Genomic DNA, 20,073 nt, shown 5'->3' with positions numbered 1-20,073 from the left:
GATGATCTTCATTTCTGCTGTCGGCATGATTAACGCCCTGGGACGCGATAATGATGAAATCGCCGCCAATCTGGCCCGCGGTATAGCGCCCGGCATGCGCCCGCGTGAAGGGTGGTTACAGGGGCATCCGCAGGCGATTTTCGCGGGGGTGGACGGCGAACTACCCGCCATTCCCGATACCTTTCGCGACCATCGTTCGCGCAATAATCAGCTGCTGCTGGCGGCGCTGGCGCAGATCCAGCCGCAGGTGGATCGCGCCATCGCCCGCTATGGCCGGGCTCGGGTCGCCGTGGTGTTGGGCACCAGTACGTCAGGGCTGGATGAAGGCGACGTACACGTTAATTTGACGCTTAACGGCAAGGCGAGCGAGGCCTGGCGCTATCCACAGCAGGAGCTGGGCGACCCGTCGCGTTTTCTCAGCCGCTGGCTGGCGCTGGATGGTCCGGCATATACCCTGTCAACCGCCTGCTCCTCCAGCGCGCGGGCGATAATCAGCGGACGGCGGCTCATTGAGGCGGGGCTGGCGGATGTGGCGATCGTCGGCGGCGCGGATACCCTTAGCCGGATGCCCATCAACGGCTTTCACAGCCTGGAGTCGCTCTCCACGACGCAGTGCCAGCCGTTTAGCCGCGACCGCTGCGGGATCACCATCGGCGAAGGGGCGGCGCTGATGCTGCTGACCCGCGAGCCGCAGCCCATCGCGCTGCTGGGTATCGGCGAATCCAGCGACGCCTGGCATATTTCCGCCCCGCACCCCCAAGGAGAAGGGGCGATGCGCGCCATTCAGCAGGCGCTGGACGACGCGGGCATCATGCCGGAGCAGGTGGGTTACATTAACCTGCACGGCACCGCTACGCGGCTTAACGACCAGATAGAAGCCCGGGTGATCAACGCGCTGTTTGGCGAAAGGGTGCCCTGTAGTTCCACCAAACATCTGACCGGACATACGCTGGGTGCGGCGGGGATCACCGAGGCCGCCATCGGCATGCTGATCCTGCAGCGCAATCTGTTGTTACCGGCACAGGATTTCAGTCAGTCTCCGCAGGATGACACGCTACCGCCGTGCGGGCTCATTGAACATCCGCAGCCGCTGTCGCGGCCAGTTATCCTGTCGAACTCTTTTGCCTTTGGCGGCAATAACACCAGCATCCTGCTCGGGAGAATGTCATGAGCCACTTTTTATCACCCGGCAGTTACCTGCCGCACGACGCGCCGATGCTGCTGCTGGAAGAGGTCGAGGCGGTGACTGCCGACACCGCCACCTGCCGCGTCGCGGTCTCACCCGGCAGCGTTCTGGAGCCATTTCTCGATACCAACGGCGATCTTCCCGGCTGGTTCGCCCTTGAATTAATGGCGCAGACCGTCGGCGTCTGGTCCGGCTGGCACCGCCAGCAGCAAGGACAAACATCGCTCGCTTTAGGCATGGTGCTGGGCGCGCGCGAACTGGTTTGCGCGGCCGGGAGCCTGCCGGGCGGAAAGACGCTGTCCATCAGCGTGAAGCTCTTGATGCAGGATGAACGTTTCGGCAGCTTCGAAGGCACCATTATGGTGGACGATGACGTCCTGGCCAGCGGGCGGGTCAACACCTTCCAGCCCACAACAGAAGAACTTAGCACTTTATTTCAACAAGGAGCGTCAGAATGAGTCGTTCAGTTTTGGTTACCGGCGCCAGCAAAGGCATCGGTCGCGCTATCGCCTGCCAGCTGGCAGCGGACGGTTTTGTGGTGGGCGTCCACTTTCATCGCGACCGCGCGGGGGCGCAACAGACGCTGGAGGCGATAACCGCCGCCGGCGGCGACGGCCGGCTGCTGAGTTTTGACGTCGCCGATCGTCAGCAATGCCGCGAGGTACTGGAGCAGGATATGGCCGACCATGGCGCATGGTATGGCATTGTCAGCAACGCCGGCATCGCCCGCGACGGCGCCTTCCCGGCGCTTGGCGATGACGACTGGGACGCCGTGATCCACACCAACCTCGACAGTTTTTATAACGTCATTCATCCCTGCATCATGCCGATGATTAGCGCACGCCAGGGCGGACGTATCATCACCCTCTCCTCGGTTTCCGGCGTCATGGGCAACCGCGGCCAGGTCAACTACAGCGCCGCCAAGGCGGGCATTATCGGCGCCACCAAAGCGCTGGCGATAGAACTGGCAAAACGCAAAATCACCGTTAACTGTATTGCGCCGGGTCTTATCGACACCGGGATGATTGACATGGAAGAGCACGCGCTGAAAGAGGCGATGACCATGATCCCGATGAAACGCATGGGTCAGGCCGACGAGGTGGCCGGGCTTGCCAGCTATTTAATGTCGGATATCGCGGGCTACGTCACCCGCCAGGTCATTTCCATCAACGGGGGGATGCTATGATACGCCGGGTGGTCATTACAGGGATGGGCGGGGTGACCGCGTTTGGCGAAAACTGGCAGGATGTCGCCACCAGGCTGCGGGAATATAAAAATGCGGTGCGTAAGATGCCGGAATGGCTGGCGTATGACGGACTGCATACGCTGCTGGGGGCGCCAATCGACGATTTCACCCTGCCGGAGCATTATACCCGCAAGCGTATCCGCGCGATGGGGCGGGTATCGCGACTCTCCACCCGCGCCACTGAGCTCGCGCTGGAGCAGGCCGGGCTTATCGGCGACACCGTGCTGACCAACGGCCAAACCGGCATCGCTTACGGCTCGTCAACCGGTAGTACCGGTCCGGTGAGCGAGTTCGCCACCATGTTGACGGAGAAACATACCAACAATATCACCGGCACTACCTATGTGCAGATGATGCCGCATACTACCGCGGTGAATACCGGATTATTCTTCGGTCTGCGGGGGCGCGTGATCCCCACCTCCAGCGCCTGCACCTCCGGCAGCCAGGCGATTGGCTACGCCTGGGAAGCCATTCGCCATGGTTACCAAACGGTGATGGTGGCCGGCGGGGCCGAGGAGCTCTGCCCTTCGGAAGCCGCGGTATTCGATACCCTCTTCGCCACCAGCCAACGCAATGACGAACCGGCCCTCACCCCCTCTCCGTTCGATGAACAGCGAGATGGTCTGGTGATTGGCGAAGGCGCCGGCACGCTGATCCTTGAAGATCTCGAGCATGCCAAAGCGCGCGGCGCAACCATCTACGGTGAAATCGTCGGGTTCGCCACTAACTGCGATGCGGCCCATATTACCCAGCCGCAGCGCGAAACCATGCAGATCTGCATGGAACAATCGCTAAACATGGCGGGCTTAAGCCCCCGGGATATCGGCTATATTTCGGCCCACGGCACCGCCACCGATCGCGGCGATATCGCGGAAAGCCAGGCAACGGCGGCCGTTTACGGCGACAGCGTGCCGATCTCTTCGCTGAAAAGCTATTTCGGCCATACGCTTGGCGCTTGCGGGGCGTTAGAAGCGTGGATGAGCCTGCAGATGATGCGCGAAGGCTGGTTTGCGCCAACGCTGAATCTCCATAAACCGGACGCCAACTGTGGCGAACTGGATTACATCATGGGGGAAAAGCGCAAACTGGAGTGTGAATTCCTGCAGAGCAACAACTTCGCCTTCGGCGGCATTAACACCTCAATCATTATTCGACGCTGGCCTTGAAATGTATCAGCTTTTTCTGGGTAAGATCTCCGCCCTTAGCGCCCTGCCGTTACCGCCTGCGTTGATGGCGCAGGCGCCGGACGGACCGCGACGAGCCAGCTGGCTTGCCGGCCGCGCGCTGCTGGCGCAGGCGGCTGCCCCGCTGACGGATATTCAGCTTGGCGAACAGGGCAAGCCTGCCTTCCCCGTCGCGCGCGGGCTGTGGTTTAACCTTAGCCACAGCGGCGACGATATTGCCCTGCTGCTCAGCGATAAAGGCGAGGTGGGTTGCGACATCGAAGTGATTCGCCCGCGCGAAGGCTGGCGCCGCCTGGCTAACGCCCTGTTCAGCGAAAGCGAGCACCAGGAACTGGCGCAGGCTTCGCCGGCGCAGCAGCTCACGGTCTTCTGGCGTATCTGGACGCGCAAAGAGGCGCTGGTGAAACAGCGCGGCGGCAGCGCCTGGCAGATGGCCTCCGTTGACAGCGCCTGTCACGACCCGCTGTCGCTCAGCCAGATTCTGCACGATGGGTTAAGTATTGCGGTCTGTACGCCGACGCCGTTCACGCTGACGGACGCGCGCATTCAACATTTCAGCGGCGTGGTTTAAGCGATCAAAAGATGATGGCGGAAAAGCCGCTCGCCTTTCGGAATATTGGCAGCCAGCGAACCGCTACACTTATCAGGCGCGACTCACAAAAGGAATACCTATGTCCCCTCCGCAGGCTGATAAAGCCGGGCTCCATATTTTACTTAAGCTGGCGGCGCTGGTGATTATCCTCGCCGGGATCCACGCCGCCGCCGATATTCTGGTGCAGCTCCTGCTGGCGCTGTTTTTCGCTATCGTCCTCAACCCGCTGGTCACCTGGTTCATTCGCCGCGGGGTGCGGCGCCCGTTCGCCATTACGCTGGTGGTGACGGCAATGCTGGTCATGCTGACCGCGCTGCTTGGCGTGCTGGCGGCGTCGCTCAATGACTTTGTCGCCATGCTGCCCGATTTCAACCGCGCCCTGACGCGTAAGATCGTCCAGCTCCAGGAGTATCTCCCCTTTCTCAACCTGCATATCAATCCGGAGCGCATGCTGCGACGTATGGATTCAGAACGGCTGATGACCTGGGCCACAACGCTGATGACCCAGCTTTCCGGGGCGATGGCCAGCATTGTGCTGCTGGTGATGACGGTGATCTTTATGCTGTTTGAGGTTCGCCACCTGCCCTACAAACTGCGTTTTGCCCTCAATAACCCTCGCCTGCATATCGCCGGGCTGCACCGGGCGCTGAAAGGCGTCACCCACTATCTGGCGCTGAAAACGCTGATCAGCCTGTGGACCGGCCTGATTGTCTGGCTGGGGCTGCTGGCGATGGGGGTGCAGTTCGCGCTGATGTGGGGGGTGCTGGCGTTCCTGTTGAACTATGTGCCGAATATCGGATCCGCCATCTCCGCCATCCCGCCCATGCTGCAGGCGCTGCTGTTCAGCGGCATCTATGAGTGCCTGCTGGTCGGGGCGCTGTTCCTGGTGGTGCATATGGTGTTGGGCAACATGGTGGAGCCGCGCATGATGGGCCACCGGCTGGGGATGTCGACCCTGGTGGTGTTCCTGTCGCTGCTGGTCTGGGGCTGGCTGCTGGGGCCGGTGGGAATGCTGCTCTCGGTGCCGTTAACCAGCGTCTGTAAAATCTGGATGGAGACCACCGTCGGGGGCAGCAAGCTGGCGATCCTGCTCGGCCCGGGGCGCCCCAAAAGCCGGCTCCCCGGCTAGCGGCGTTTCACCGGCCAGAAGATGGTCAATACGCCGGCGACGATAATCGCCACGCCCAGCAGCGATTGCCAGTGGAACGGCTCATGCCAGCCGGGCAGCCAGATGGCGGCGGCCCAAACGAGGATATAGCTCAGGCTCAGCAGCGCATACGCTTTCGACAGCGGCAGACGGTGGAGGGCAAAGTACCAGCAGACCATCGACAGCAGGTAGCCCAGCAGGCCGAAAAACAGGCCGAAGGTGCCGGGCTGGAGATGCAACAGATGCTGGAGAAACGCCAGAATATCGGTCAGCGGCGGCAACACCACCATGGCGCTGCGCAGCAGCAGCTGCGCGCCGCTGACGAGGCCGACGCTGAATAATGCCCAGAGAAAGCCCATCAGACGCTGGTCCCCAGAATGACAATGCCCACGACGATCAACCCGACGCCAAACCAGTGGCGGGGAGCGACCGGCTCATGCCAGATGCCCCAAGCCGCGAGGGTGACCCAGACGAAGTTCAGACTCAGCATCGGATAGGCGATGCTCACCGGAATTGACTGCAGGACGCTCAGCCACAGCAGCATGCCGCAGCCGAGGCATAACAGCGCCATCCCCAGCCAGAAAAGTATATGACGACTCCGCCGTCCGCGACGGGACGGGCGGGTCGCCTGTTTCTGGCACAGCTGTCCGGCGCAGCTCAGCAGGCTGGCGAACACCAGACAGATCCAGACGCTCATTGCGGCAGATACTGAAGGAAAACGACCCGCCCCAGCTCGTAAGCGTTATCGGGTTTCGGTAACGGTAAGTCGAGCATACTCTCTCCTTTATCCATCAACAGCACCAGCGAGACCGGCCCCTGCTGACGATGCGCGGCCAGCCAGTCGGCAAACCCGGCCTGGCTGACAAAGCTTCCCTGAGCGTCCGGCCAGTCGAGACCGTACTTCAGCTCACCCTGTTTGTCGAACATAATAATATCGCTTCGCTTCAGCTCCCAGGCCAGGCCGCCGGCGATCCCGACGTTGTTGGTCAGGACGTAGCGGCTGGGCTGCAGGGATTCGCTGACGATATCCACGAGGAACTGCGGCTGTTTGCTGTCGATAACCCGGTCCGGGATGGCGAAGCCCACCAGCAGCGCCAGGCCGAGCGGGCAGAGCGCCGCCAGGCTCCAGCGGCGGCCAGCGTCTTTCATCGCCAGCCAGCCCATCAGCGCCCAGACGGCGAAGGCGATCGCCGCCAGCAGACATTTATACAGCTCAATCTTGGTCCACACCGGCTTATGCATCACGCCCCAGGGCGAGACCACCAGCACGGCGATCAGCCCCAGCAGGCCGACGCCCAGGTTGATCATCCCGTTGACCCGTAACGCTTTCGCGCCGGTCTTCGCCGCCTCCAGCGCGTAGCGCGCCATCAGGATCGACAGCGGCGCAAAGCACGGCAGGATATAGGTCGGCAGTTTGCCTTTGGCGATACTGAAGAACAGGAGCGGCATCGCCACCCAGCCTAACAGATACAGCGCGCCGCGGGCCTCATCGCGCTCAAGCCAACCGCGCTTCAGCGCCCCCGGCAGCAGGGCCAGCCACGGCAGGCTGCCGGCGATCAGGAACGGGATGTAGTACCAGAACGGCGCTTTGTGCTGGGCGTCTTTTTCGGCGAAACGCTGAATATGCTCGACCCAGAAGAAGTAGCGCCAGAAGTCCGGCTCGCGCTGGGCGATAGCCAGCCCCCAGGGCAGCACCACCAGCGTACAGACGACCACCGCCAGCCAACCGTAGGTCAGCACTTCACGCCAGCGTCGACGGGCGATCACCCACGGCAGAACGCCCACCACCGGCACCGCCAGCGCAAGGAAGCCTTTGGTCATCACCCCCATACCGCAGGCGACGCCCAGCAGCGCGTAACCCAGTATTTTGCCGCTGCGGCTCTGCGCCTGCGTCGCGCCCCAGAAACTGCACATCGCCAGCGCCAGCCACAGGGTGATCATCGGGTCCAGCACCGCATAGGTGCCAATCGCATACACCAGCATCGCGGTGAGAAAAATCACCGGCGACAGGACAGCTACCTTTTTGTCGCGAAAGACGCGCCACGCCAGCCAGGCCACCAGCACGGCGGTCATGGTGATGGCGAAGACCGACCCAAAGCGTACGCCGAAGTTATTATGGCCAAACAGCCATTGACCGATACTGTTGATCCAGTAACCGGCAATCGGCTTTTCGAAATAGCGCAATCCGAGAAAATGCGGCACCACCCAGTCGCCGGTGGCCAGCATTTCACGGCTGATCTCCGCGTAGCGGGTTTCATCGGGTTGCCAGAGCAAACGGAAATTAAGCGGCAGCAGGTAATACAGCGCAAACAGCGCAATCAGAGAGACGCCATAGCGAATGCTTTTCATCAAACACCCGAAGTCAGTAATTGTTCACGTCCGAGCCAGCCTTCCCGGCCAGCCAGTTCACCCCGAACCACTTTGCCAGACGGCAGCTCGCTAAAGTCAGCGGGCAACAGCTGGCTCAGTGGGCAAAACTGAATTTCTTCTTCCGCCGCCATGGTCAGCAGTTCATTGAACTGATCCGCGTAGGCAATGCCTTCCACTTCGGCGTGAATGGTATAGACCGGCACGCCCGGGTCGCGATGGATGCAGTCCAGCAGGTAGCGGTTAAAGCCGGCGATTTCCACCGCCGTGCCCACCGCCTCGTCCCAGGTCGGCAGCGTGACCGGGATCTGCACCGTACCGGAGACGCCGCTGCCGAGCTGGGGCAGAAACGGCCGCGTGCCGCGACAGTCGCTGTTGTAGAGGAAATCGAAGGATTCTTTGGCTTTCACCACTCGCTGATCGGCGCGCCAGCCGGCGACAGCCGAGCAGGTGACCGGCCGGCCGATAATGCGTTCGAGCTCCAGCAGGCCGCGCTCAACCTCCAGCGTCAGCCGTTCCTGCGGCCAGACGCCGCTCCACGCCTGCCAGCTGTAGTGGTCCCAGGCGTGCAGGCCCACTTCATGAGACTCGGCGGCAGCGCGGATCACCGCCTCGTTCCCCGCGCCGATGCGGCGTCCCGGCCAGGCGGTGCCGGCCAGCAGAATATCCCAGCCGTACAGCGAGGCCGCTCTGGAGCGCAGCATCTTCCACAGAAACTTCGGTTTTACCAGGCGCCACAGGTGGCGCCCCATATTGTCCGGCCCGACGCTGAAGAAGAAGCTTGCCTGGATCCCGTGCTGACCCAGCAGGTCCAGCAGCCGCGGAACGCCGTCCCGCGTGCCGCGAAAGGTATCGACATCTATGCGTAAGCCGACCTGTTTCATGGATGTTTAGCGTCCACCAGTTCAACCGTGCGCAGGAAGAAGTCCAGCGTATGCTCAACGGTCTCTTCCATCTCCACCTTCGGCTCCCAGTTCAGGCAGCGTTTGGCGTTGCGGATGCTCGGTTTGCGATGCTCAACGTCCTGATAGCCCTTGCCGTAGTAGTCGCTGCTTTCCACTTCGCGGAAGCCGGCAAACGGCGGGAAGCGATCGCGCAGCGGATGGCGTTCGAAGCAGGCCAGCAGCATCTCCGCCAGCTCTTTGATGCTCGCTTCGTTATCCGGGTTACCGATGTTGATGATCTGCCCGTCGCAGCGGCCGTCTTTGTTCTCGATGATGCGGAACAGCGCTTCGATACCATCGCTGATGTCGGTGAAGCAGCGCTTCTGCTTACCGCCTTCGATGAGCTTGATCGGCGAGCCTTCCACCAGGTTGAGGATCAGCTGGGTGATGGCGCGGGAGCTGCCGATACGCGCGGCGTTGAGGTTATCCAGACGCGGCCCCATCCAGTTGAACGGACGGAACAGGGTGAACTTCAGGCCATTCTTATCGCCGTAGGCCCAGATCACGCGGTCCAGCAGCTGCTTGGAGACCGAGTAGATCCAGCGCTGTTTGTTGATCGGCCCGACCACCAGATTGGAAGTGTCTTCGTCGAAGTTTTTATCTGTGCACATGCCGTACACTTCCGAGGTCGACGGGAAGATGATGCGCTTATTATATTTCACGCAGTCGCGGATGATCTTCAGGTTCTCTTCGAAATCCAGCTCGAAGACGCGCAGCGGGTTGCGGGTGTACTCGATAGGGGTGGCGATGGCCACCAGCGGCAGCACCACGTCGCATTTCTTAATGTGATATTCGATCCACTCGGAGTGAATGCTGATATCGCCTTCCACAAAGTGGAAACGCGGGCAGTCGAGGAAACGGCTGATGGCGTCGGAGCCGATATCCAGGCCGTAAATCTCATAGTTGTCGTCCTGCAGCAGGCGTTCGGTCAGATGGTTACCGATAAAGCCATTGACGCCGAGGATCAGCACCCGGGTGCGACGCTTAACCGCCACCACCGGTTTGCTGCTGATCACCGCCCCGGACACCAGGCCCAGCCCCTGCGCCAGCTGGGCGCCCTGCATGTACACCCCGCGTTCGGTCTGGCCGGTGACAATCTCCAGCGCCCCCTCCTGGCACGCCACGATCAGCGGCGCAACGGAGATAACGGTACCCGGCTTAGCTGCCGGCAGATCATGACGGACGCGGGATTTCCAGACGATAAACTTGTTCGCGCCGGCGTAGCCGAAGGCGCCCGGCCACGGATCGGAGACCGCGCGCACCAGATTGTGCAGGGTCTGCGCCGGCTGCTCCCAGTCGAGGCGGCCATCTTCCGGGGTACGACGCCCCACATAGGTCGCCTGGCTGTGATCCTGCGGACGTTCATCGGTGGTTCCGGCGAGGATCGCCGGCAGCGCCTGGCCCAGCAGCCCAGTGGCGGCGGCGCACAGCTTGCGGTGCAGCGTCAGGGCGGCGTCATCCGGGCCAATCGCCACGGCCTGCTGGGCGACGATATCCCCCGCGTCGGCGCGGTTCACCATCCGGTGCAGGGTGACGCCGGTTTCGCTTTCGCCATTGACCAGCACCCAGTTCAGCGGCGCGCGGCCGCGATATTTCGGCAGCAGCGAACCGTGCAGGTTAAACGCCCCTTTCGGCGCGAGACGGAGGATCTCATCGCCCAGCAGATTGCGGTAGTAGAAGGAGAACAGCACGTCCGGCTTCATCTCGCGGATACGCTCAATCCACAGCGGATGGTTCACGTCTTCCGGCGCCCACACCGGAATGCCCTGCTCGGCAGCAAGGCGCGCCACGGAGCCAAAGAAATGGTTTTCGCCAGGGTTATCCGGGTGGGTGAAAATAGCAGCGATATCATACCCGGCGTCCAGCAGAGCCTGGATACCGGTGCAGCCCATATCGTGATAAGCGAAGACTACGGCTTTCATGAACGATCTTCCTCTTTAGATGCCGTTTCCGGCTGGCGAACAACACGTTGAATAAAGTAGCGGGGACGCGCGCGCACGTCGTTATAGATGCGTCCGATATACTCCCCGAGCAGGCCCATACCGATAAACTGAGCGCCGATAAACATAAACAGCACGGCGAAGAGCATAAACACCCCTTCCGCCGCCCACTGCGGGCCGAAGGCCAGACGCAGCACCACCAGCAGCAGGCCGAAGGCGAAGCCCAGCAGGGCTATCACGCTGCCGAAAATGCTGAGCAGACGCAGCGGCGTGGTGGTCAGACAGGTCACCAGGTCGTACATCAGGTTGATCAGGCGCATAAAGCTGTATTTGGAGTCGCCGAATTCACGCTCGGCGTGCATCACCGGGATCTCCACCGCGCGACGGGCGAAGGTATTCGCCAGAATCGGGATAAAGGTGCTGCGCTCGTGGCAGTTGAGCATCGCGTCGATAATGTGGCGACGGTAGGCGCGCAGCATGCAGCCGTAGTCGCCCATCGCTTTGCCGGTGGTGCGCTGGATCAGGCGGTTGATCATCTTCGAGGCGGTTTTGCGGAAGATGCTGTCCTGACGGTTCTGACGGACGGTGCCCACCACGTCGTAACCTTCATCCGCCTTCGCCACCAGCCGCGGGATCTCTTCCGGCGGGTTTTGCAGGTCGGCATCAAGGGTAATAATCAGATCGCCCGTCACATGGCTGAAGCCGGCCATGATCGCCGAGTGCTGGCCGTAGTTACGGTTTAACAACACGGCGACGACGTGACTGCCTTCCGCCTCGGCGGCTTCGGTGAGCATGCGCGCCGAGTCATCGCTGCTGCCATCGTCGATCAGCAGAATTTCATATTGCCGCCCCAGCGTGGCGCAGGCGGTTTCCGTACGACGAAGCAGCTCCGGCAGGCTATCCTGTTCGTTATAAACCGGGATAACCACCGAGACCTTCTTCACGGGAGGGTAAGTAAGCATATCAACGTCCTGACAGCTGGCGCAGTGCGGAAATGACGCGAGTGACATCGTCATCGGTCATGTCCGGGAACAACGGGAGAGAACAGATGCGGGCGCTGTTCCATTCGGTATTCGGCAGGGAAACCTCAGGGAAGCGCTCGCGGTAATATTTTTGCGTATGGGCCGCACGGAAGTGCAGACCGGTGCCGATACCCATCGCCTTCAGCTTTTCCATCAACGCGTCGCGGCTGATGCCGCATGCAGCCTCATCGACGCGGATGATAAACAGATGCCAGGCGTGCTGGTGATCCCAGGCCGGGACGCTCAGGGGCGTAAACGGCGTGTCCGCCAGTTCGCGCAGATAGCGCTGGGCAATTTCCGCCCGGCGCTGGTTGGCGTGAGGCAGTTTTTCCAGCTGGACCAGCGCCAGCGCGGCGTTGATGTCGGCAAGGTTGTATTTAAAGCCCGGAGCGATCACCTCCGCCTGCGGCGCGCGGCCGTGGGTCTGGCGGTCATAGGCGTCCACGCCGAGGCCATGGAATTTCAGGCTACGGATGCGGGAGGCCAGCTCGTCGTCGTCGGTGACAACCAGCCCGCCTTCAGCGCAGGTCATATTTTTGATCGCGTGGAACGAGAAAATCGCGGTCCCCTGCCAGCCTACGTGGCGGCCTTTATAGTGGGTCCCCGCCGCATGGGCGGCGTCTTCGATCACCGGAATGCCATGGCGCTCGCCCACCGCGCGAATGGCGTCAATATCGGCTGGCGCCCCCGCGTAGTGCACAGGAATAATCGCTTTGGTCCGCGAGGTGATCGCCGCTGTCACCGCCTCAGGGGTGATCATCAGATTGTCGTTATCGACATCGATCATCACCGGCGTGGCGCCCAGCAGGCAGATCATATTGAGGGTGGAGACCCAGGTCTGGGACGGCGTAATGACTTCATCGCCGGGGCCAATACCCAGCGCCATCAGGGTCACGTGCATCCCGCCGGTCGCTGAACTGACGGCAATCGCGTGGCGGTTGCCGGTCAACTGGCAGAATGCCGCTTCAAGTGCCTGATTCTTCGGCCCGGTGGTGATCCAGCCCGACGCTAAAACTTCACGCAGCGCTGCCAGCTCTGCGTCGCCCATCGACGGGCGCGAAAAAGGCAAAAAATCGCTCATCATCATCCTGTTCTGTAGATGACCCACGCACAAATCAGGGTCGTTAGAATAAAATATCCTGCGCCTGTGGACTTAAACGAAATTAAAATGAAGTGAGTTCAGCGCGGCATTCCATTTCAGGGTATTTCGACAACTATTAATGTAGTTGACCTTGCTTAGGATAATATTAAGAAATTAATCTTTTCTCAGCATGGCCAAATAAATCATTAAGAAACAGAATGATAGGTTTTATTTATGGCAGAAGTTTGACAAAAAAACGTTCCTGTCTGGAAAAGCAAACAGGAACGCTATCGCGGAAAGTAAACGGGGGTTAAACCAGATAACAATTAATGACGCTGTCTTTGTCACGCTTGATGACAAAAAGTTAGCGCAGATCACAAAATTATTTCTGCTTAATTACAAATTTGCAGGAAAATCCGCAGGCAATTCACTCGCCGGGCAATTAATTACCTCATCATTATCTGCGCCACAGTCGCGAATGAAGGTGATGGTGGCGAACTCGTCAATCACTTCTGTCGGGTAGGCCGGGCCGGCATCGCGGTAAGAATTCATCAGCGGAATGTGATCGTTCTGGAAGCAGACGGTTTTTTCCGGGTTATTCATGATCCAGCGCGGGAAGAAGATGGTGCCGTGGAACAGTTTATCGCCCAGGTTGACGATCAGGCTCACGTCGGTACCGGTCGGTTCGGTCCAGGAGATTTTGTAGATACTTTCCCCTACCCGCACGATGTACGCTTCCTGATCTTTCACCCAGCGATTGCCGACGATGCCGCTGTGAATACGGTAGTCGAGGGTGTGGCCGTTTTTGACGTAAATTTCGTAGTTCCAGCCGTTGTCGTAGGTGTAGACCAGATGTTTACCGATAAAGCCGCTGAGGTCATGTTTGTCGAAAGTGCTCATCATTTATTCTCCTCTGTGTTGTTGAGGACAGCATACGTCTTTAAAAATTGAATGAATAACGCTATGTTTGGATTAAATACATCCAAATTTTAGATTGATTATGCACAAGACAACCCTGGAGCAGTGGGCATTACTGGAAAAGGTAGTGGATCTCGGGAGCTTTGCCAGAGCGGCGGAGGAGACCAACCGCAGTCAGTCTTCGGTGAGCTATAACCTCGCGCTGCTGCAGGAGCGCTTAGGGGTGGCGCTGCTGGCGCCGTCCGGTCGGCGGGCGGTGCTGACCCCGGCCGGCGAACTGCTGCTGAATCAGGTCAAACCGTTGCTGCAGGCCTTCGCCTACGTTGAGACGCATGCTGCCACTCTGCGCAACGGGGCGCGCACCCGTCTGGACCTGGTGGTCGACAGCATTTTCCCGCGCCAGCGGCTGTTCGCCATTTTGCGCCAGTTTCAGCAGCGTTATCCGCAGACTCAGGTCAGACTCACCGAAGTGCTGGAAAATATTGATGACGAGGGCGCGGCGCGAACGGAAGCCGATGTCATGGTTCTGACCCGCCGCCAGGATATTACCGGCCGCGGAGAGTGGCTGATGAATATTGATTTTATCGCCGTCGCCCACCGCGACCATCCTCTCGCCGCCCTCGACGGTCCGCTGGAGGATAGCGCGTTGGCGCCATGGCCGCTGGTGCGCATTGCCGACCAGACCGGCGATGGCCAGGCGACGCGTGACGCCTGGACCTTCTCCACCATTGACGCGGCCATTGATGCAGTGATGTATCAGGTCGGCTTCGGCTGGCTGCCGGAAGAGCGCATTCGTTCCCATCTCGATCAGGGCGTGCTGAAGCGGCTGCCCCTCAGCCACGGCGCGCGCCGCGCGACGCCGCTGCATCTGATCGTCAAGCGGGATCTGGCGCCGATCGACGAACAGGTGGCCACGCTGCTGGGGTTGTTCCGGGCGCCCTGAGGGGTAAGGCGGCGCCTGCCCCTGCGCATAATCATACGGATTACTTATACTTTCCGGCGCAATATTGATCCAGGTTACTCCGAAAGTATGATGAATCACTAAAATCGTCATACTTTCCTGTCGCTGAGAACGCCGTCTTGTCTATTTTCCGCCTCACTCTGCTGGCGCTGGTCGCCTGCGCCCCTCTGCTGGCTCTGGCCGCGCAGCACTCGCTTACTACCGCCTGGCCGGTGAACGTCGGCCCGCTGAATCCGCATCTCTATACGCCCAACCAGATATTTGCCCAAAGCATGGTCTATGAACCGCTGGTGAAGTATCAGGCTGACGGCAGCGTGCAGCCCTGGCTGGCGACCCGCTGGCGCCACTCCGCCGATGGTAAAACCTGGTGGTTTACCCTGCGCGAGGATGTGACCTTCTCCAACGGCGAACCCTTTAACGCCCAGGCCGCGGCGGCTAATTTCCAGGCGGTGCTCGCCAACCGCCAACGCCACGCCTGGCTTGAGCTCGCCAATCAGATAACCGACGTGCGGGCGCTCAGCGCCAGCGAGCTGCAGCTCACCCTGAAAAGCGCCTACGCCCCCTTACTCCAAGAGCTGGCCCTGCCGCGCCCGTTCCGCTTTATCGCCCCCTCGCAGTTTATCGATGGCGGCACCGCCAACGGCATCAAAGCCCCGATCGGCACCGGGCCGTGGCGACTGGCGAGCTCGCAGCTCAATCAGCGCGACGTGCTGGTACGCAACGAACGCTACTGGGGTAATAAACCCGCGCTACAGCAAATCACCATCAAAGTGATCCCCGACGCCACCAGCCGCGCTGTGGCGTTCGAAACCGGGGAAATCGACATGCTCTACGGCGACGAGGGGCTGCTGCCGCTGGATACCTTCGAACGCTTTCGTCATCACCCCGGCTACGCGGCTCGTCTCTCCGCCCCGGCGGAGACGGTGATGCTGGCGCTGAACGCCAGCCAGGGCCCGACCCGCGAGCAGGCGGTGCGCGAGGCGCTCAACTACGCCGTCGACAAGCAGACCCTCGTTGATAGCGTGCTCTACGGCACCCAGCAGGTTGCCGACACCCTGTTTGCGCCCTCGGTCCCCTACGCCCCGCAGGATCTGACGCCGCGCCGTTACGATCCGGCAAAAGCCCGCGCCCTGCTGGCGCAGGCCGGCTGGCAGCAACCGGAAGGCCAGCCCTGGCGACAAAAGGCCGGGCAACCGCTGGCGATTGAGCTGGCGTTTATCGGCACCGACGCGCTGGCTAAATCGATGGCCGAAATTATTCAGGCCAATCTGCGGGAGGTCGGCATCCGCGTCACCCTGGTCGGCGAGGAGGAGAGCAGCATCTATGCGCGCCAGCGCGAAGGGCGGTTCGGCATGATCTTCAATCGCACCTGGGGCGCCCCCTACGATCCGCATGCCTTTTTAAGCTCGATGCGCGTGCCCTCCCATGCCGATTATCAGGCCCAGCGCGGCCTGCCCGACAAGGCGCTGATTGATAAAGAGATTAGCGAGGTGCTGACCACCAGCGACGAGGCGCAGCGGAAACGGCTGTACCACGATGTGCTGAGCCGCCTGCACCAGGACGCGGTGTACCTGCCCATCAGCTATGTCTCGCTGATGTCGGTTGCGCGCCAGGAGGTCGGGGAGATCCCGTTCGCGCCGGTGAGCACCGAGATCCCTTTCGACCAGATTAAACCGGTAACGCCATAATGTTACGCTATATTTTACGCCGCCTGCTGCTGCTGATCCCGCTGCTGCTCGCCGCCTCCGCCATCATCTTTCTGCTGCTGCGGCTCGGCACCGGCGACCCGGCGCTGGATTATTTACGCCTGTCGAACCTGCCGCCCACTGAAGAGATGGTCGCCTCGACCCGCGAACTGCTGGGGCTCAACCAGCCGCTGGCGATGCAGTATCTGCACTGGCTGTGGCGGGCGCTGCACCTGGACTTTGGCCTCTCCTATGCCACCCGGCGACCGGTGCTGGATGACCTGCTGCACTTCCTGCCGGCCACTCTGCTGCTCACCGGCGCGGCGCTGGCGCTGATCCTCGTCACCTCGCTGCCGCTAGGGATCTGGGCGGCGCGCCATCGCGATCGCCTGCCGGACTTTGCTGTGCGGCTGATTGCCTTCCTCGGCGTGTCGATGCCGAACTTCTGGCTGGCCTTTCTGCTGGTGATGCTCTTTTCCGTGCATCTGCAGTGGCTTCCGGCGATGGGGTACGGCGACTGGCAGCACCTGATATTGCCCGCCGTCTCCATCGCCTTTATGTCGCTGGCGATCAACGCCCGCCTGCTGCGCGCCAGCATGCTGGAGGTCTCCAGTCAGCGTCACGTGGTGTGGGCGCGGCTGCGCGGCTTGAGCGCGCGCCAGGTGGAGCGGCGGCATATCCTGCGCAACGCCACCCTGCCGGTGGTGACCGCCATGGGCATGCACATTGGCGAGCTGATCGGCGGCACCATGATTATTGAAAATATCTTTGCCTGGCCGGGGGTCGGCCGCTACGCGGTTTCCGCGATCTTCAATCGCGATTACCCGGTGATTCAGTGCTTTACGCTGATGATGGTCACGGTGTTCGTGCTGGCTAACCTGGCGGTGGATGTGCTCAACGCGGCGCTCGACCCGCGCCTGCGCCGCCATGAGGAGGTGAGCGTATGAGATGGCTACGAAACTTCCGCTGGCCGGTGAAACTGGCCTTGCTGGTTATTGCGCTGCTGGCGGTCATCGCCATCGGCAGCGGCTGGTGGCTACCCTGGGATCCGGCGGCGATTAACCTGCAGCAGCGGCTGCTGCCGCCAGGGGCAGCGCACTGGCTGGGGACCGATCATCTAGGACGGGATATTTTCTCGCGCCTGCTGGCCGCCACCCGCGTCTCGCTGGGGGCGGTAATGGCCTGCCTGCTGCTGGTGCTGCTGATCGGTCTGGCGGTTGGCGGCAGCGCCGGGCTGCTGGGCGGCCGCGCCGACCGCGGCCTGATGCGCCTTGCCGAACTGTTTATGACCTTTCCAACCTCGATCCTGTCGTTCTTTATGGTGGGGGTGCTCGGCACCGGGCTGACCAACGTGATCCTCGCCATTGCGCTATCGCACTGGGCCTGGTACGCCAGAATGGTGCGTAATCTGGTGGTCTCCCTGCGCCAGCGCGAATTTATCCTCGCCGCCCGCCTGAGCGGCGCCAGCCAGTGGCGGCTGTTCAGCGACCATCTGGCAGGGGCGGTGATCCCCTCGCTGTTGGTGCTCGCCTCACTGGATATCGGCCATATGATGCTTCACGTGGCCGGCATGTCGTTCCTTGGCCTCGGCGTCAGCGCGCCGACGGCGGAATGGGGGGTGATGATCAACGATGCCCGGCAGTATATCTGGACCCAGCCGCTGCAGATGGTCTGGCCGGGGCTGGCGCTGTTCATCAGCGTGATGGCCTTTAACCTGCTGGGCGACGCGCTGCGCGATCGCCTCGATCCTCACCTGATCGCGGAGCATAGCCACTGATGCCGCAAAAGATCCAACTGCAACAGATCGCCCTTGCCGCCGACCGCCCGCTGGTCAGCGACGTCTCTCTTACCCTGCGCCGCGGCAAGGTGCTGGCGCTGCTCGGCAGCAGCGGCAGCGGGAAATCGCTTACCTGCGCCGCCGCGCTGGGCCTGCTGCCGCCCGGCGTCAGCCAGACCGCCGGCCGGGTGTTGCTTGACGGCATGCCGGTGCACGGCGAACAGCTGCGCGGCGCGACTATCGCCACCATCATGCAGAACCCACGCAGCGCCTTTAATCCGCTGCATACCATGGCCGCCCACGCCCGGGAAACTTGCCGGGCGGCGGGACGCGAAGCGAATGACGCCGCCCTGCTGGCGGTGATGGAAGAGGTGGGTCTGGATAATCCGCGCTCGCTGCTCAGCCGCTATCCCTTCGAGATGAGCGGCGGCATGCTGCAGCGGATGATGATCGCCCTCGCCCTGCTCAGCCGTGCGCCCTTTATCATCGCCGACGAGCCGACCACCGACCTCGATGCCATCGCCCAGGCGCGGATCCTCGATCTGCTGGCGGATATCGTCGCCAGCCGCGGTCTGGGGCTGCTGCTGGTGACGCATGACATGGGCGTTGTGGCGCGGCTGGCGGATGACGTGACGGTCATGGAGAACGGTCGCCTCGTTGAACAGTGCGATGTAAACACGCTGTTCAGCGCCCCACAGCACCCGCTGAGCCAGCGCCTGCTGGCGGCGCATCTGGCGCTGTACGGACTGGAGAAAACAGCATGAATTTACTCAGCGTCAACGGGGTGAGCCACGATTACCCCCACCACGGCAGGGTCCTGCACGAGATCCAACTCGCCATCGCCCCCGGCGAAACGGTGGCCCTGCTCGGGCGCAGCGGCTGCGGCAAGAGCACCCTGGCGCGGATGCTGGTGGGCCTGGAAACGCCGCAGCACGGCGATATTGTCTGGCGCGGCACACCGCTGACCGCCCTGAAGGGCGAGGCCGTCGGCGCCTTCCGCCGTGATATTCAGCTGGTGTTTCAGGACGCCTTCAGCGCGGTGAATCCGCGCAAAACGGTGCGCGAGATCGTCAGCGAGCCGCTGCGCCATCTGTTCCGCTTGTCGCGCGAGGAGCGCGCACGGCGGGTGGAAGAGATGCTGCACGCGGTCGACCTTTCCACGACGCTGCTCGATAAACGCCCGGCGCAGCTCAGCGGCGGACAGCTGCAGCGCGTCTGCCTGGCTCGCGCCCTGGCGGTGCGGCCGCAGCTGTTGATCCTGGATGAAGCGGTCTCGAATCTCGATCTGCTGCTGCAGGCGGAGATTATCGCCCTGCTGAAGCGCCTGCAGGCCCGGTTTGGCACCGCCTGCCTGTTCATTACCCACGATCTGCGGCTGGTGGAGCGCTTTTGCCAGCGGGTGCTGGTGATGGAGCACGGACGCATCGTCGAAACCGCAACGGTCAGTCTACCGCTGCGCCTGCGCTCCCCTGCCGGACAGGCGCTCCAGCAGGCGGTGCTGCCACCTTTTCCTGCCACTCTGCTCAACGAGGCCATGCCATGCAGCGCGTAACCCTGACCCTTGATGATGACCTGCTGGCCGCTCTCGATGCGCTCAGCGCCCGCCGCGGCTACCACAACCGTTCGGAGGCGGTACGCGATATTCTGCGCGACGCCCTCAACCAGGATCCCGCACCGTCGGAGCCGCGGCGCGGTTATGCCGTCCTGTCATATGTCTACGAGCATGAAAAACGCGAACTGGCGAGCCGGCTGGTGGCCACCCAGCATCATCATCACGATCTCTCCGTCGCCACGCTGCATGTGCATATCAGCCATGACGACTGCCTGGAGATTGCGGTGCTGAAGGGAGACATGGCCGAGGTGCAGCATTTTGCCGACGACGTGATTGCCCAGCGCGGTGTGCGCCATGGGCATTTGCAGTGTTTAGCGGATGATTAACTATTTGAAAATGCCTGGGTGGTTTATCAACAGTTGATAAACCACCTAAACTATACGCCTTGTGAATTATCCCTCTTCGCCAATA

The 20,073-nt window shown here is 61.6% G+C and carries 21 protein-coding genes; 13 read left to right on the top strand and 8 right to left on the bottom strand.

Features of this window, described 5'->3' with window-relative positions:
* Window position 1 precedes the first annotated feature (1 nt).
* From ABLV52_RS09385 to ABLV52_RS09360, 6 genes are all read left to right on the top strand, one after another.
* Window positions 2–1,171: a beta-ketoacyl-[acyl-carrier-protein] synthase family protein gene (locus ABLV52_RS09385; RefSeq protein ID WP_048298523.1), complete on the top strand. Its 1,170-nt coding sequence runs from the start codon at window positions 2–4 to the stop codon at window positions 1,169–1,171.
* Window positions 1,168–1,644, top strand: a complete 477-nt coding sequence (locus ABLV52_RS09380; protein ID WP_072413848.1) for a 3-hydroxy-fatty acyl-ACP dehydratase — start codon at window positions 1,168–1,170, stop codon at window positions 1,642–1,644. Before ABLV52_RS09385 ends, ABLV52_RS09380 begins: the two co-directional genes overlap by 4 nt.
* The gene (locus ABLV52_RS09375; RefSeq protein ID WP_050534007.1) at window positions 1,641–2,372 is read left to right on the top strand and encodes a 3-ketoacyl-ACP reductase FabG2; all 732 of its coding nucleotides are present in this window, start codon (window positions 1,641–1,643) and stop codon (window positions 2,370–2,372) included. Before ABLV52_RS09380 ends, ABLV52_RS09375 begins: the two co-directional genes overlap by 4 nt.
* Window positions 2,369–3,598, top strand: a complete 1,230-nt coding sequence (locus ABLV52_RS09370; RefSeq protein ID WP_023291256.1) for a beta-ketoacyl-ACP synthase — start codon at window positions 2,369–2,371, stop codon at window positions 3,596–3,598. Before ABLV52_RS09375 ends, ABLV52_RS09370 begins: the two co-directional genes overlap by 4 nt.
* A gap of 1 nt (window position 3,599) precedes the next feature.
* Window positions 3,600–4,187, top strand: coding sequence for a 4'-phosphopantetheinyl transferase AcpT (gene acpT / locus ABLV52_RS09365; protein ID WP_348890303.1), 588 nt, complete (start codon window positions 3,600–3,602; stop codon window positions 4,185–4,187).
* A 100-nt stretch (window positions 4,188–4,287) separates the two neighbouring features.
* Complete coding sequence (locus ABLV52_RS09360; protein WP_004202085.1) at window positions 4,288–5,337, top strand: AI-2E family transporter; 1,050 nt, start codon at window positions 4,288–4,290, stop codon at window positions 5,335–5,337.
* Here the strand turns inward: ABLV52_RS09360 and arnF are convergent.
* The 8 genes from arnF to ABLV52_RS09320 all read right to left on the bottom strand — a co-directional run bounded on the left by arnF (window position 5,334) and on the right by ABLV52_RS09320 (window position 13,612).
* The gene (arnF, locus tag ABLV52_RS09355; protein ID WP_032454284.1) at window positions 5,334–5,714 is read right to left on the bottom strand and encodes a 4-amino-4-deoxy-L-arabinose-phosphoundecaprenol flippase subunit ArnF; all 381 of its coding nucleotides are present in this window, start codon (window positions 5,712–5,714) and stop codon (window positions 5,334–5,336) included. The genes ABLV52_RS09360 and arnF overlap by 4 nt on opposite strands.
* Window positions 5,714–6,052, bottom strand: a complete 339-nt coding sequence (arnE, locus tag ABLV52_RS09350; protein WP_135732587.1) for a 4-amino-4-deoxy-L-arabinose-phosphoundecaprenol flippase subunit ArnE — start codon at window positions 6,050–6,052, stop codon at window positions 5,714–5,716. Before arnE ends, arnF begins: the two co-directional genes overlap by 1 nt.
* Complete coding sequence (arnT, locus tag ABLV52_RS09345) at window positions 6,049–7,704, bottom strand: lipid IV(A) 4-amino-4-deoxy-L-arabinosyltransferase (RefSeq protein ID WP_023291260.1); 1,656 nt, start codon at window positions 7,702–7,704, stop codon at window positions 6,049–6,051. Before arnT ends, arnE begins: the two co-directional genes overlap by 4 nt.
* Window positions 7,704–8,606, bottom strand: a complete 903-nt coding sequence (gene arnD, locus ABLV52_RS09340; RefSeq protein WP_032454286.1) for a 4-deoxy-4-formamido-L-arabinose-phosphoundecaprenol deformylase — start codon at window positions 8,604–8,606, stop codon at window positions 7,704–7,706. Before arnD ends, arnT begins: the two co-directional genes overlap by 1 nt.
* Complete coding sequence (gene arnA / locus ABLV52_RS09335; protein WP_065812650.1) at window positions 8,603–10,588, bottom strand: bifunctional UDP-4-amino-4-deoxy-L-arabinose formyltransferase/UDP-glucuronic acid oxidase ArnA; 1,986 nt, start codon at window positions 10,586–10,588, stop codon at window positions 8,603–8,605. Before arnA ends, arnD begins: the two co-directional genes overlap by 4 nt.
* Window positions 10,585–11,568 carry an undecaprenyl-phosphate 4-deoxy-4-formamido-L-arabinose transferase gene (gene arnC / locus ABLV52_RS09330; RefSeq protein WP_023291263.1) on the bottom strand — a complete coding sequence of 328 codons (984 nt, stop codon included), beginning with the start codon at window positions 11,566–11,568 and terminating at the stop codon, window positions 10,585–10,587. The genes arnA and arnC overlap by 4 nt, the downstream gene beginning before the upstream one ends.
* A gap of 1 nt (window position 11,569) precedes the next feature.
* Entirely contained in the window at window positions 11,570–12,709 is a 1,140-nt protein-coding gene (gene arnB, locus ABLV52_RS09325; RefSeq protein ID WP_348890302.1) for a UDP-4-amino-4-deoxy-L-arabinose aminotransferase, read from the bottom strand.
* A gap of 396 nt (window positions 12,710–13,105) precedes the next feature.
* On the bottom strand, window positions 13,106–13,612 hold the full coding sequence (locus ABLV52_RS09320) for a phenolic acid decarboxylase (RefSeq protein ID WP_012540376.1): 507 nt from the start codon (window positions 13,610–13,612) through the stop codon (window positions 13,106–13,108).
* A gap of 97 nt (window positions 13,613–13,709) precedes the next feature.
* On the opposite strand from ABLV52_RS09320, the gene ABLV52_RS09315 reads away from it, so the two are divergent.
* The 7 genes from ABLV52_RS09315 to nikR all read left to right on the top strand — a co-directional run bounded on the left by ABLV52_RS09315 (window position 13,710) and on the right by nikR (window position 19,988).
* Window positions 13,710–14,570, top strand: a complete 861-nt coding sequence (locus tag ABLV52_RS09315; protein ID WP_348890301.1) for a LysR family transcriptional regulator — start codon at window positions 13,710–13,712, stop codon at window positions 14,568–14,570.
* A 137-nt stretch (window positions 14,571–14,707) separates the two neighbouring features.
* The gene (gene nikA, locus ABLV52_RS09310) at window positions 14,708–16,276 is read left to right on the top strand and encodes a nickel ABC transporter substrate-binding protein (protein ID WP_348890300.1); all 1,569 of its coding nucleotides are present in this window, start codon (window positions 14,708–14,710) and stop codon (window positions 16,274–16,276) included.
* Window positions 16,276–17,220, top strand: a complete 945-nt coding sequence (gene nikB / locus ABLV52_RS09305) for a nickel ABC transporter permease subunit NikB (RefSeq protein ID WP_023291267.1) — start codon at window positions 16,276–16,278, stop codon at window positions 17,218–17,220. Before nikA ends, nikB begins: the two co-directional genes overlap by 1 nt.
* Window positions 17,217–18,050 carry a nickel ABC transporter permease subunit NikC gene (gene nikC, locus ABLV52_RS09300; protein WP_044524993.1) on the top strand — a complete coding sequence of 278 codons (834 nt, stop codon included), beginning with the start codon at window positions 17,217–17,219 and terminating at the stop codon, window positions 18,048–18,050. The genes nikB and nikC overlap by 4 nt, the downstream gene beginning before the upstream one ends.
* A complete protein-coding gene (gene nikD / locus ABLV52_RS09295) occupies window positions 18,050–18,814 on the top strand; it encodes a nickel import ATP-binding protein NikD (protein WP_023291269.1) in 765 nt (254 codons plus the stop codon). The genes nikC and nikD overlap by 1 nt, the downstream gene beginning before the upstream one ends.
* Window positions 18,811–19,602: a nickel import ATP-binding protein NikE gene (gene nikE / locus ABLV52_RS09290; RefSeq protein ID WP_023291270.1), complete on the top strand. Its 792-nt coding sequence runs from the start codon at window positions 18,811–18,813 to the stop codon at window positions 19,600–19,602. The genes nikD and nikE overlap by 4 nt, the downstream gene beginning before the upstream one ends.
* Window positions 19,590–19,988 carry a nickel-responsive transcriptional regulator NikR gene (gene nikR, locus ABLV52_RS09285; protein ID WP_023291271.1) on the top strand — a complete coding sequence of 133 codons (399 nt, stop codon included), beginning with the start codon at window positions 19,590–19,592 and terminating at the stop codon, window positions 19,986–19,988. The genes nikE and nikR overlap by 13 nt, the downstream gene beginning before the upstream one ends.
* Window positions 19,989–20,073: the final 85 nt, after the last annotated feature.

This window comes from Klebsiella sp. GB_Kp056 (genome assembly GCF_040064755.1).
GTDB lineage: Bacteria > Pseudomonadota > Gammaproteobacteria > Enterobacterales > Enterobacteriaceae > Klebsiella > Klebsiella quasipneumoniae.
Note: the sequence above shows the minus strand (reverse complement) of the source record. Positions and strands in the feature narration are given on the sequence as shown.